The sequence below is a fragment of the Allobosea sp. 2RAB26 genome, assembly GCF_052115465.1.
GTDB lineage: Bacteria > Pseudomonadota > Alphaproteobacteria > Rhizobiales > Beijerinckiaceae > Allobosea.
On sequence record NZ_JBFRGS010000003.1, the window covers coordinates 1 to 13012 of the forward strand.

The following is a 13012-nucleotide window of genomic DNA, read 5'->3' on the forward strand; positions in this document are numbered from 1 at the left end:
CTCCGACCTCCGACCCGAGCCTCCAGATCCACATAGGAAAACAGCGATCCAGAGCGCTCATCCGACCCGCGCATCAAATGCCCCCAGCCAACTCCTCAAGCCGAGTGAATCACGCCAAACGCCGCCCCGCTACAGACTTTTTCAACAGCCTGTTAGATCTTCCGACCGGAAATCGTAGCAGGTCCGATGATCTAACCCCTTGTGATTGCACCGGCTTTCCCGAGAGCCGCCATCCACTTTTCGGGCCGATGTTCAGTCGCGCCGGAAAATGACGCTGGAGAGCCAGCCCAGAAGCAGCGCCATGGCCGCCGTGGCCAGTCCGTAGAGGAGCGGATGGTCATGTGCGCCGGTCGCCAGCCGTTGCTCGATGCCGGTCTTGATCACCTCGAAATTGGTGGTCTGGCGCGCCAGCATGGCGCCGCCTGAATAGAGCGCGATCTCGATCTCGTAGGAGCCGGTCGGTGCCGTGGCGGGCACATCGATCGGCGCGCTGAACAATGTTTCCGACAGGAAGGTGACGCCACGCTCGTCCTGCGCATAGAGACCCTTGTCTTCGAGGATTCGGATCAGCGCCTGGCGAAAGCGCACAGTGCTCTCCTCATAATAGAGCTCCGGCGGCAAGTTGCGCTGGGTGTTGGCCAGCCCGATCCTGTCGCGCCGCGCCGCATCCTCGTTGACGATCTCGTTCAGGGGCCGGTTGCTCGACACCATCAGGAATATCGGGCGATCGACGAAGCGCCGCTGTGTCCGGTTGATCCAGATCGGCCCGAGCCGTTCCTTCTCGCGGACGATCAGCATGCGCTGTGGCCCACGCACCGTCACCACGATGTCGTAAGGGTCGCCGCGCGCCACCGTCCGCCCGCCGCGTTCGACCAGGCCGAAGACCGTCAGTTGATCGCCGGTATAGTTCGAGGAGATCTGGATCTGATGGCTCGACACGGATGCGATCAGCGTTTCGGCACGCGGGGCAGTGGCCGCGATGGAGGTCAGCAGCAACGCAGCGGCCAGGGACCTGAAGCCCTTCATCGCGCGCTCTCCGGCAGGACGACCGAGAAGGGGTCGCTTGGCGGGATGAACAGCTCGATCGCGAAGCGCAGGCCCACCGACAGAATCAACAGCGCAAGCAGCAGACGGAAGGAGTCGACATTCAGGTTGCGCGCCGCGCGGCCGCCGAACTGGGCCCCGATCACGCCGCCGACCAGGAGCAGTGCCGCCAGGATCAGGTCGACCGACTGGTTTGTGAGGGCGTGCAGCATGGTTGCGCCCGTCATCGTCACCAGGATCTGGAACAAGGAGGTGCCGACGACGACCGCCGGCGGGATGCGGAAGAAATAAATCAGCGCCGGCACCAGGATGAAACCGCCGCCCACGCCGAGCACGGCGCCGATGAAGCCGATGACGATGGCGAGCGCGGCGATCGGGATGACGCTGGCATAAAGCTGCGAACTGTGAAAGCGCATGCGCCAGGGCAGCTTCATCCATTGCGGATGTGTGCCGGCCTGACGGCGCCGGCGTGCCGGCTTGCCCGCCTTGGCGCGCAGCGCCGAGCGCAGCGCGTCATAGAGCATCAATCCGCCGATGATGGTGAACAGCGTCACATAGGACAGGGTGATGACCAGATCGAGTTGGCCGAGCCGGCGCATCGAGTTGAAGAACAGAACGCCGAAAACGGTGCCGATGATGCCCCCGCCGACCAGGACGCTGCCGAGCTTGAGGTCGAGCGCCTTGCGGCGCCAGTAGGTCAGGACGCCGGTCATCGATGAGCCGGCGACCTGGGCGGCCACGGTCGCCACGGCAACTGCCGGAGGGATATCGAGGAAGATCAGAAGAGGGGTCAGCAGGAAGCCGCCGCCGACCCCGAACAGGCCGGAGATGAAGCCGACGGCACCGCTCAGGCCCAGCACCATGAGGATGCTGATCGGCAGTTCCGCGATCGGGAGATAAATCTGCACCTTTGCCCTCGTGTGCCGGCGCGGCATGAGATTCGGCGCCGGCTCGTCCCAGATTGCACCAATCCGGTTAGGCAAATCCTTATCGTAGACGAAGAAGGTGTTGCGGCCGGATCGGCTGAAGTCGCGATCGACCTCTGATGGCTGCGTAACGCGTCGAAACCATGACAGGCAGGCCAAGGGCCTGCCTGTCATGCATTAGCTGCGAGCTGGCTTTGCGGGCTTCCTGACGGCTGCGCTTGTGTTGTCTTCCCAACCCTGTGCCGGTGCCGCAACCTCGTTGGCGCCAGGCTCGAGCACCTTTGCCTTCCAGGAATCGGCAGCGAGCTTCGCCGCTGCCAGGTCGTTGGGGTTGAGGCGTCCGGCGACTTCGTCACGCTTGCGGGCCGCATCGTCGTCGCCCTGCTTGGCGGCGATGGCGAACCAGAGATAGGACTGGCCGAGATCGGCTGGCACGCCGAGGCCGCGGCCCAGCAGAACGGCGAGATTGTACTGGCTGTCGCGCACGCCTGCGTCCGCGGCGCGGCGGAACCATTCCGTCGCCGTCGCATAGTCCGCCTTGCCGTCGACGCCCTCGGCATAAAGCACGGCGAGATTGTGCATGGCCTTGGCATTCCCGCGCTCTGCGGCACGGGAGTACCAGACCCGCGCCAGTGCGATGTCGCGCTGGGTGCCCACGCCCTTCTCGAACATGTTGGCCAGTCGGAACTGCGCTGGCGCCAGCCCGGCGACCGCGGCGCGTTCGAACAGACGCAAGGCCAGTTTCGGATCGCGTGTCGCGTTGCTGCCATCGGCCGCGCGGCTGGCGAGCTCGTAGACGGCACGGGCATCACCTGCCTGGGCGGCCTTGCGCAGGCCCGGCGTTCCAAATCCGGCAGGCAGGTCGCCGAGCCCGGTGACGGCCTGAACCGGGTCGGGCGCGGTCGCTGGCGGCAGCGCGGCGGTTGCCGTCGGCTGGGTGGTCGAGCTGGTGGTTTCGGGAGAGCCGAGAATCGGGGCTGCCGGTCCCGCGAAGGCGGCGGCCGGGCCGAGTTCGACCGGCGAAAGCACCGAGCTCTGATCCTTCGTGGGCTTGGCTGGAGCCTCCGGGGCGGCGGGTTCCGGGGCAGCGACGGCGGGAGCGGAGGCAGGAGTCTGAACGGTTTCGTTGCCGGCGGCCTTCGTCTTCGGGCTTTGCAGTGCGCCGGTGACGACATGGGCGGTGCCCATGGCAAGAACGACAGCGGCCAGCCCGAGCAGGAGCGGGCGGCGACGCTTCTCCATGATCTCCTTGAGCTTGCCGCCCTTGGAGGTGCTGGTGCCGCTGCGCTCGGCTTCCGCCGCGGGCACAGAGGCTGCGGCTTCGGAGGCCGCCTTTGCCGAACGCCGTGCCGCGGCGATCAGGTTCTGGCGGACCGATTGCGGATCCTGGGCTGCCACGGCTGAAGCGGCCGGTGTGTCCTGGCGCGGCCGGCCCGAGCCCGGTTCGAGCGGCAGGTCATGGGACCTGGCGGCAGGCGCTTCTGCCGCGCGTTCCGCCGGCCGGGTCGTCTCCAGCCGGGCGCCAAAGCGATCCTCGATCGCGGCGCTCATGCTGGCAGGAAGTGCAAGGCCACGCGTCGACGGCATGGTCGAGGGGCGCGCCGGGGCCGCCGGGGCCGGTGCGAGCGCGACCTCCTTCCGCTCGAGGCCGAGCTCGGCTTCGAGGCTGGCGAGGCGCGAGATGATCGTCTCGAGGGTCTGATGGACGGCGCCGATGGCGTCCTGCGTCTCCCGGCCGGAGGCGGCGTTGCTCTCGCGCAGTCCGGAAACCAGGGTGCTCAGCTCAGCAAAGCCTCCCGCCTGAGCGGGGGTCTTGCTCGCCATATCGGCCATGGCGGTGCGTGCGGCACGTTCGGCCGCGGCTGCGGTGTCCTCGCGCACGGTCTGGAGGTGTCGCACGAGGTCCTGCAGCGTGCGCTCGATCCCGGTCTCGGCCGAACGCGTCGCGACGGCCTCGTCGAGCCGGCTGGCGAGGCCGGCGATCTGCTGTTCGAGTGCATCGAAGGAATCGGATTCGGCGCCAGGGCGTCCCGCCTCGTCGATCTTCTCGGCGAGGCTGCGCAACATGTCCTCAACCGGGCGCATGTCGACGCGCGCGACCTGTACGTTGCCGCCGTCATGGACCATCTGGGTCAGGTTGCTGGAGGCTGCGAGACTCTCGATCCGGGCAGCCAACCCTTCGATCTGCTTCGTGACTGCTGCCGGGCCGTGATCCGCCAGCGTTTCGATCTGGTGCTGCAGGCTGTCGATCCGGTCCGCGAGCTGGTTCGGCTGCCGATCGGAGACATCCTCGAGCTTGATGATGAGGGCCTCAATCCGGCGCGACAGCTCGTTCGATGCCGGAGAGCCGGAGGCGCCGATCTCGTTGAGCCGCGCGAAGAGTTGCTCGGTCTGAGACGTGATCACCTCGGGGCGCATCACGGGCAGCGAATCGACCTTGTCAGCCAGCGCCTCGACCTGCCGCGACAGCGAAAGCAGCGGGGCGGGATCGCCGAAACGGTCGGTGAGCAGGGCGTCGCGCACGTCCTCGATCGCCTGGGACAGGCCACGCATCGAGAGTGCATCAGGCTGCCCGTCGCGCAGCCGGGCGACTTCGCCCGCCAGAGCCGAAACCTGATGCGAAAGATCGCCGAGGCGGTTATCGCCGGTGCTCGTGGCGAGCAGTTCACGCAATTCTGCGATGTCGCGAAGCACCGGGGTCAGTGCAGCGCGGTCGCTGCCGCGCGCCGCGAGTGCGTCGACCTTGGCGGCGAGATGCGCGATCTCCAGCTCGAAACGGGCATAGCTCTCGCCGGAATTCTCGCGGGCGAGGCGGGCGACTTCGGTTTCGATCCGCGCCAGAGGCTTCAGGATCGGCTCGATACGGTCGTTCCGGTCCAGCCGCTCCAGCTTCGAACCGAGATCGGCAATCAGCCTTTCCAGTGCGGGCGTTTCGACCTGCCGTGACGCCGCAGCCGGGGAGAGGCGCTCGGACATGAGAGAGGGATGGTCGCCCCTGGCGCCGACCCTCTCGCCCAACGATCGGAGATCCTGCCGCAAGGCCGCGACCCGGCTCTCGCTCAGGCCTGTCCGGCCCGAGGCGGCGGCTTCGGGATCGGTATCCAGCATGCGCTGGCGCGTGCGGATATCCGTCACCGCTGCGGCCAGGCCATCGCGATTCAGGGCCGGGCGGACGGCGGCAGCCTTGCTCTGGGCATCAACCGCCTTGCGCTCGATCTCGGCAATGCGCTCGCCCATGGTCTTGATCGCGTCGGCGATGACGTTGGTGGCGCGTTCCTGACGCTCGGCGTTACTGCGCTCGCCGCTGACGAGACGGTTCTCGGTCTTCTCGATCCAGCGCGCGATCGAATCCAGGGCGCCGGCCGTCTTGGCGCTCGATTCCCGGGTCATGCGCTCGGCGAGGGCGGCCTGCGACAGCGCGGCCTCGATCTGGCCCCGCGACATCTCGGGAGCAAACTGCGGCGCCGCAGCGCTTGCTGCGGCCTGCGAGGAGGTTTCCATCTGCCCTTGGGAGAGCTTGGCGAGGCGCTCGGACAGCGCTGCGATGTCGAGCTGCTCCAGAGGGGCGGCTGTCGGCTCGCTCTCTTCCGCCTCGACGCGAATCTTGTGGTCCAGCCATTCACCCAGGGTCATTCCGGCGCGCCGCGCCGCGGCCTTTGCGGCATCGCGGGTGCGCGGATCAACGCCCTTGACGCTCCAGGGCAAGCTATTGGCCATGATCTCGCTCGCCTAAGGGGACCGGTCTTCAGTCGGGATGCGCAGCCCCCTGGCGCCGCAGCTTCCCCGCGCGAAACAGGCGATCGTGAAGATTCAGTTGCCGCTGACGACGGCCTGGCTCGCAGACCCGACTTTTGGCCGTCACGGTAAACGGACGGTTAATATCCGGGAGCCGGCCGTTAATTTTTTGCAAACGCCCGGACAGGGGCAGCACGAATGCCGGGCTCGTAACCGTAATTTACCCCCAATTGGCCGATATTACCTGACGCTAGGAGATGGGGCGAGCTATTCCCCCTACCCAACGGAACTTCGTCGCCACCGATGCCGGCGGTTCCCTGCGTCCAAACTTTTTAAGGAACTCCATGTCGCGCCACAGCAATGCTATGGCGGCCGGCTCTTCAGATACCGGCCGCACATCGTCGACGCCTACTTCCAGTGAAGCCGACTCGGCTGGTGGTTTCACCATCAGCGACCTTGCCCGCGATTTCGCGGTGACCCTGCGCACGCTTCGCTTCTATGAATCGCGCGGTCTCCTGGCTCCGGCCCGCTCGGGCATGACGCGCATCTATTCCGGCCGCGATCGCTCGCGGCTTGCGCTGATCCTCAAGGGCAAGCAGCTCGGTTTCACGCTGGTTGAAATCCGCGCCATGCTCGCCAATGAGGAAAAGAAGGGCGAGGCCGGCGCAGAGAAGTCGGCTTCGGTCGGCGGGCTGCAGCTCACCCGCGGGCAGATTGCCGAGCAGCTCGAATTGCTGCGCTCGCAGCAGGTCGAGATCGAAGGCGCGATCGCCGAGCTCGAAGCGACGCTGGCGGGCCTCGACAAGGCCTGAGCGCCTCACAGCACGGATTATCGATCATTTGATCGGGATTGACGGCTCCGGACTTGTGTCCGGGGCCGTTTTGTCATGCGCTGCGGATGGGAAACGCGACAGGGTGCGGCAACAAAATGACCCCGCCCTCTTCACAAGTCGCCCATAGATTGTTTATATATAAACTATCTGATCAGTGGCTGCGCCGGATCGCATTCGGCAGGCGGCCGCGCCGAGAGGGAGGACACCATGCCGGTCTACAAGGCGCCCGTCGAAGACACCCTGTTCCTGCTCAACGACGTCTTCAACATCGAACGCTACAACAACCTGCCGGGTTTCGCGGATGCGACGCCCGATGTGGTCGCGGCGGTGCTGGGCGAGGGTGCCAAGCTCTGCGAGGAAGTGCTCCAGCCGTTGAACCATTCCGGCGACCAGGAGGGCTGCAAGCGCGACCCTGACGGATCCGTGACGACGCCAAAGGGCTTCAAGGAGGCGCACAAGGCCTATGCCGAGGGCGGCTGGATCGGACTTGCCATGGATCCCGAATATGGCGGCCAGGGCCTGCCCTATACGCTCGGCGCCGTGATGAACGAATATGCCTCGGCGGCGAACATGGCGTTCTCGATGTATCCCGGCCTGACCATGGGCGCGATCGCCGCACTCTATGTGCACGGCACTGAGGAGCAGAAGCGCACCTATATCCCGAAGATGGTCGAGGGTGTCTGGTCGGGCACGATGAACCTGACGGAGCCGCATTGCGGCACCGATCTCGGCCTGATCAAGACCAAGGCCGTGCCGAATGGCGATGGTTCCTATGCGATCTCCGGCACCAAGATCTTCATCTCGGCCGGCGAGCAGGACATCACCGAGAACATCATCCATCTCGTGCTCGCCCGCATCGAGGGGGCTCCCGCCGGCGTCAAGGGCATCTCGCTCTTCGTGGTGCCGCGCAACGTGGTCGGCGCCGACGGCGCAGTCGGCGAGCGCAACGGCGTCTCCTGCGGCTCGATCGAGCACAAGATGGGCATCCACGGCAATTCGACCTGCGTCATGAACTATGACGGCGCCAGGGGCTGGCTCATCGGCACCGAGAACAAGGGCCTCAACGCCATGTTCGTGATGATGAACGAGGCCCGCCTCGGCGTCGCGATCCAGGGGCTCGCCCAGTCCGAGGTCGCCTATCAGAACGCTGTTGCCTATGCCAGGGACCGCCTCCAGGGGCGGGCGCTGACCGGCGCCAAGGAGCCGGACAAGGCTGCCGATCCGATCATCGTCCATCCCGATGTCCGCCGCACGCTGATGTCGATCAAGGCCTTCAACGAGGCTGCGCGTGCCTTCGTGCTGTGGAACGCGCTGAAATCCGATGTCGCCCATCGTTCGGCTGATGCCGCCGAACGCCAGGCCGCCGACGATCAGCTCGGACTGATGACCCCCGTGCTCAAGGGTGTCCTGACCGATGTCGGTTTCGACAACGCGGTGAAGGCCCAGCAGATGTATGGCGGCCATGGCTACATCGCCGAATGGGGCATGGAGCAGTTCGTGCGCGACGCGCGCATCGCCATGATCTACGAGGGCGCCAATGGCGTGCAGGCCATGGACCTGATCGGCCGCAAGCTCGGCCGAGACGGCGGCCGCGCCATCATGGCCTTCTTCAACGAGGTCGGCGGCTTCATCAAGGAACATGGCGAGGACGAGGGGCTGAAGCCGCTGCTCGCTCCCCTGCTGGCCTCGCTCGGTCATCTCCAGCAGGCGACGATGTGGTTCATGAACAACGCCCTCGCCAAGCCTGACAATGCCGGCGCCGGGGCGACCGACTACATGCACCTGCTCGGCCTCGTCTCCCTCGGCTATATGTGGATGAAGATCGCCAAGGCTGCGCAGGACAAGCTCGAGGCCGGCGCCAATGGCGCGACCGAGCGGATGAACACCAAGCTCGTCACCGCGCGCTTCTTCATGGAGCGCACCCTGCCGGAGACGGCCACGCATCTGGCACGGATCACGGCCGGCGCCGATTCCACCATGGCGCTCTCGGCAGAGCAGTTCTGAGCAGACCAAAGGTCATGCCCGGGCTTGACCCGGGCATCGCTTGCAGATTGCCTTCGCTTCCAGACGGCCGGGACATGCCCGGCCATGTTGGCGAAGTCCCAACAACGAGCCGCCATTGCGGCGAGCCCCGGGAGGCCTTGATGGCTGACGCATTCATCTACGATCACGTTCGGACGCCGCGCGGCAAGGGCAAGGCCGACGGCTCCCTGCACGAGGTCACGGCGATCGAACTCGGCACGCAGGTGCTGCGTGCGATCAAAGACCGCAACAAGCTCGAGCCCAAGCTGGTCGAGGATGTCGTCTTTGGCTGCGTCGATCCGGTCGGCGAGGCCGGCGCCGATATCGCGCGGACCGTCGCGCTCAAGGCGGGGTACGGCAAGGAAGTGCCGGGCGTGCAGATCAACCGCTTCTGCGCCTCGGGCCTCGACGCGGTGAACCTTGCCGCGGCGCAGGTCATGGCCGGCCAGAAGGAGATGGCGATCGGTGGCGGCGTCGAGAGCATGAGCCGCGTCGGCATGGGCGCCTCGGGCTTCGGCATTGCGGTCGATCCGTCCGTCGCAATCGACACCTATTTCATGCCGCAAGGCGTCTCGGCCGATCTGATCGCCACGAAATACGGCTTCTCGCGTGACGATGTCGACGCCTTTGCCGTGCGCTCGCACAAGAAGGCCGCCGCCGCCTGGGCCGAAGGTCGCTTCAGGAATTCGGTCATCCCGGTCACCGACGTCAACGGGTTGATTCTCCTCGACCGCGACGAGACCATTCGTCCGAATACGGACATGCAGGCCCTGGCAGCGCTCAAGGCCTCCTTCGTCCAGATGGGCGAGATGGGTGGTTTCGATGCCGTCGCGACGGCGGCTCACCCCGATGTGGAGTTCGTCAATCACGTGCATCACGCCGGCAATTCCTCCGGCATCGTCGATGGTGCGGCTGCCGTGCTCGTCGGCTCGAAGAAGGGCGGCAAGGCGGCTGGCCTGAAGCCGCGCGCCCGCATTCGGGCCTTCGCCACTGTCGGTTCCGACCTGGCGCTGATGCTGACCGGGCCGGTCGACGTCACGGAGCTGGTTCTGAAAAAGGCCGGCATGACCACCAGGGATATCGATCTGTTCGAGCTGAACGAGGCCTTCTCCTCGGTGGTGCTGCGCTATCAGCAGGCCTTCGACATCGACGACGCCATCCTCAACGTCAATGGCGGTGCCATTGCGATGGGCCATCCGCTCGGCGCCACGGGCGCGATGATCCTCGGCACGGTGCTCGACGAACTCGAGCGCACGAACAAGCAGACCGCACTCGTCACGCTTTGCGTCGCCGCTGGCATGGGCGTCGCGACCATCATCGAACGCGTCTGATCGGGACGAAGGGGAGAGAACCGATGAACCTCACCAATTTCCGCTTCGAGACCGACGCCGACGGCATTGCGACCCTGATCTGGGACATGCCCGGCCGTTCGATGAACGTCATCACCCCCGAGGTCATGGCCGAGTTGAACCAGGTCATCGACCATGTCGTCTCGAGCGAGGCGATCAAGGGCTGCGTCATTACCTCCGGCAAGGAAGCCTTCTCGGGCGGTGCCGACCTGACCATGCTCCAGGGGCTGCGCGACCTCTATGTCGGGCTTGCCAGGGAGAAGGGCGAAGCGGCTGCGATGCAGACCTTCTTCGACGAAAGCCGCAAGCTCTCGCTGCTCTATCGCAAGCTCGAAACCTGCGGGAAGCCGTTCGCAGCCGCCATCCATGGCGTCTGCCTCGGTGGTGCCTTCGAACTTGCGCTCGCCTGCCAGTATCGTGTCGCCTCGGACGATGCCTCAACCCGCGTCGGCCTGCCCGAGATCAAGGTCGGGCTCTTCCCCGGCGCCGGCGGTACGCAGCGTGTCTCGCGCCTGATGCAGACCGGCGACGCGCTGCAGATGATGTTCAAGGGCGAGCAGATCAAGGCGCTGCCGGCCCGAAACAGCGGCCTCGTCCATGCGGCCGTGCCGCGGGATCAGATGCTTCAGAACGCCCGGGAGTGGCTGAAGGCCAATCCGCAGGCCAAGGCGCCCTGGGACGATCCCAAGTTCAAGCTGCCTTCCAACAAGGTCTATTCGCCCGCCGGCATGCAGATCTGGCCACCGGCCAACGCGATCTATCGCCGCGAGACGAATGACAACTACCCGGCCGCACGCGCCATCCTGAGCGCAGTCTATGAGGGCCTGCAGTTGCCGATCGATCTCGGCCTCAGGGTCGAGAGCCGCTATTTCGCAAAAATTCTGCGGACGAAGGAGGCGGCCTCGATGATCCGCACGCTCTTCGTCTCGATGCAGGAGCTGAACAAGGGGGCTCGCCGCCCGGCCGATGTCCCGGCGAGCAGGCTGAAGAAGGTCGGGGTTGTCGGCGCAGGCTTCATGGGCGCGGGCATCGCCTATGTCACCGCCCAGGCAGGCCTGGACGTCATCCTGATCGACCGCGACATCGAGGCGGCCGAGAAGGGCAAGGCCTATTCGCATAAGCTGGTTTCCGACCAGATCATGAAGGGGCGCGCCAAGACGGCCGACCGCGACGCGCTGCTCGGCCGGATCATCGCCTCGGCGGACTATGCCGATCTCAAGGGCTGCGATCTCGTCATCGAGGCCGTGTTCGAGGATCCGAAGGTCAAGGCCGAGGTCATCGCCAAGGTCGAGGCCGTAGTCGGACCAAGGACGATCTTCGGTTCCAATACATCGACGCTTCCGATCACCGGACTCGCCGAGCACTCGCAGCGCCCGAAGAATTTCATCGGCGTGCATTTCTTCTCGCCGGTCGAGAAGATGCTCCTGGTCGAGATCATCATGGCCAAGAAGACCGGCAAGAAGGCGCTCGCCATGGCGCTCGATTTCGTCCGCGCCATCAGAAAGACGCCGATCGTCGTCAACGACACGCGCGGCTTCTATGCCAACCGCTGTGTCGGCAACTACATCCGCGAAGGCCATCTGATGCTGATGGAGGGCGTGCCCCCGGCGATGATCGAGGCCGCCGGCAAGCAGGCCGGCATGCCGGTCGGTCCGCTGTCCCTCAATGACGAGGTCGCGGTCGATCTTGCCTACAAGGTGCTGAAGGCAACCAAGGCCCAGCTCGGCGAACATGCGGTCGACCCCGCGCAGGAAAGACTGCTCACCGAGATGGTCGAGACGCATGGCCGCCTCGGCCGCAAGAACAGGAAGGGCTTCTACGACTATCCGGAAGCCGGCCCGAAGCGGCTCTGGCCGGGGCTTGCCGAGCTGACGAAGAATCGGCTCGACCCGGAGCTCATCGACATGCAGGAGCTCAAGGAACGCCTGCTCGTCACCCAGGCCCTGGAAGCTGCCCGCACCTATGAGGAAGGTGTCGTGACCGATCCTCGCGAGGCGGATGTCGGCTCGATCATCGGATTCGGTTTCGCGCCCTATTCGGGCGGCACGCTCTCCTACATCGACAACATGGGCGCGGCCGTCTTCGTGAAGCTCTGCGAGAAGCTCGCCAGGACCCATGGCGAGCGCTTCAGGCCGAACCGGCAGCTCAAGCGCATGGCGAAGACGGGCGAGAGCTACTATGGCAATGCGGAGAAGAAGGCTGCCGCATAATCCCCTGAGGCCACCGCGTGACGATCCGGCCGATCATTGGCTTTCCCGATTCTCGGCTGCGCATGGCAGCCGAGCCGGTGACGCGTTTCGATGCGGTGCTTCGCTCGCTCGCGGCCGATTTGCTGGAAACGATGCGGGCGGCTCCCGGCATCGGCATAACGGCGCCGCATATCGGTCTTCTCCAGCGGCTGGTCGTGTTGGAGCTGTCGCCGGGTGAGGTTCGGACCTATGTGAACCCGGCGATCGCCTGGGCTTCACCTGACATGATCCGCCACCACGAGGGCAGCGTTTCGATGGCGGGGGTTGCAGACGAGATCGAGCGTCATGCCCGCGTCCATGTCACCTATAAGGACCTGGACGGTGCGGAACAGTTCGAAGAGGCAGATGGCCTGCTCGCGGTTTGCCACCAGCACGAGATCGACCAGCTCGACGGCATTTTCTGGGTCGATCGCCTGTCACGCCTGAAGCGCGACAGGCTGATCGCCCGCTACAACAAGCTGCGGCGTGCGTGACCTTGCCGCTCGCCGGCCCTTGGCAGGACCGGAGCCTGGCGCAGCCTCTCGCAGGCGCCTGCGGCAGCCTTCGGGCGGTGATGGGTCGGCCGACCCCCTGACCGGCCCGGAACCGGACACGACGACCGAAACGTGACGATTCGCTCAAGTGCGCGAAACGCGCGCGACATTCCGATTCGCCCTTCGCAAGTGCCTGCTTTTCGCGAGCGCGGCTGCGACGGGGATGGCCGGAATCTGAGAGCAATCCACCGAAAAATGGGTGCTTGCGGACGATGCCGCCGACCGAAATCCCGCCAGATCCGACGCCGCGATGGCCGAGCCTGCAGCCGCTCAGGTGCGTCCCAGCTCCCTCCCGGGAGACGTTCCGGCGGGTCCGGGCGC

The 13012-nt window shown here is 65.7% G+C and carries 8 protein-coding genes; 5 read left to right on the forward strand and 3 right to left on the reverse strand.

Going from position 1 to position 13012, the window contains the following annotated elements:
• Positions 1–252: 252 nt before the first annotated feature.
• The 3 genes from AB4118_RS05735 to AB4118_RS05745 form a co-directional block, all read right to left on the reverse strand.
• Entirely contained in the window at positions 253–1026 is a 774-nt protein-coding gene (locus tag AB4118_RS05735) for a TIGR02186 family protein (protein ID WP_441488850.1), read from the reverse strand.
• The gene (locus tag AB4118_RS05740; protein WP_441488851.1) at positions 1023–1952 is read right to left on the reverse strand and encodes a sulfite exporter TauE/SafE family protein; all 930 of its coding nucleotides are present in this window, start codon (positions 1950–1952) and stop codon (positions 1023–1025) included. Before AB4118_RS05740 ends, AB4118_RS05735 begins: the two co-directional genes overlap by 4 nt.
• A gap of 195 nt (positions 1953–2147) precedes the next feature.
• Complete coding sequence (locus tag AB4118_RS05745) at positions 2148–5687, reverse strand: hypothetical protein (protein ID WP_441488852.1); 3540 nt, start codon at positions 5685–5687, stop codon at positions 2148–2150.
• Between the two features lie 362 nt (positions 5688–6049).
• On the opposite strand from AB4118_RS05745, the gene AB4118_RS05750 reads away from it, so the two are divergent.
• The 5 genes from AB4118_RS05750 to AB4118_RS05770 all read left to right on the forward strand — a co-directional run bounded on the left by AB4118_RS05750 (position 6050) and on the right by AB4118_RS05770 (position 12631).
• Positions 6050–6517 carry a MerR family transcriptional regulator gene (locus AB4118_RS05750; protein WP_441488853.1) on the forward strand — a complete coding sequence of 156 codons (468 nt, stop codon included), beginning with the start codon at positions 6050–6052 and terminating at the stop codon, positions 6515–6517.
• 228 nt (positions 6518–6745) lie between these two features.
• On the forward strand, positions 6746–8542 hold the full coding sequence (locus AB4118_RS05755) for an acyl-CoA dehydrogenase C-terminal domain-containing protein (protein ID WP_441488854.1): 1797 nt from the start codon (positions 6746–6748) through the stop codon (positions 8540–8542).
• Positions 8543–8682: 140 nt separating this feature from the next.
• Entirely contained in the window at positions 8683–9891 is a 1209-nt protein-coding gene (locus AB4118_RS05760; protein WP_441488855.1) for an acetyl-CoA C-acetyltransferase, read from the forward strand.
• A gap of 23 nt (positions 9892–9914) precedes the next feature.
• A complete protein-coding gene (locus tag AB4118_RS05765) occupies positions 9915–12119 on the forward strand; it encodes a 3-hydroxyacyl-CoA dehydrogenase NAD-binding domain-containing protein (protein ID WP_441488856.1) in 2205 nt (734 codons plus the stop codon).
• Positions 12120–12136: 17 nt separating this feature from the next.
• Entirely contained in the window at positions 12137–12631 is a 495-nt protein-coding gene (locus AB4118_RS05770) for a peptide deformylase (RefSeq protein ID WP_441488857.1), read from the forward strand.
• Positions 12632–13012: the final 381 nt, after the last annotated feature.

Coding starts and splice junctions, on each gene's coding strand:
- AB4118_RS05750 (WP_441488853.1), top strand. CDS start 6,050: ATGTCGCGCCACAGCAATGCTATGGCGGCCGGCTCTTCAGATACCGGC.
- AB4118_RS05745 (WP_441488852.1), bottom strand. CDS start 5,687: ATGGCCAATAGCTTGCCCTGGAGCGTCAAGGGCGTTGATCCGCGCACC.
- AB4118_RS05735 (WP_441488850.1), bottom strand. CDS start 1,026: ATGAAGGGCTTCAGGTCCCTGGCCGCTGCGTTGCTGCTGACCTCCATC.
- AB4118_RS05755 (WP_441488854.1), top strand. CDS start 6,746: ATGCCGGTCTACAAGGCGCCCGTCGAAGACACCCTGTTCCTGCTCAAC.
- AB4118_RS05765 (WP_441488856.1), top strand. CDS start 9,915: ATGAACCTCACCAATTTCCGCTTCGAGACCGACGCCGACGGCATTGCG.
- AB4118_RS05760 (WP_441488855.1), top strand. CDS start 8,683: ATGGCTGACGCATTCATCTACGATCACGTTCGGACGCCGCGCGGCAAG.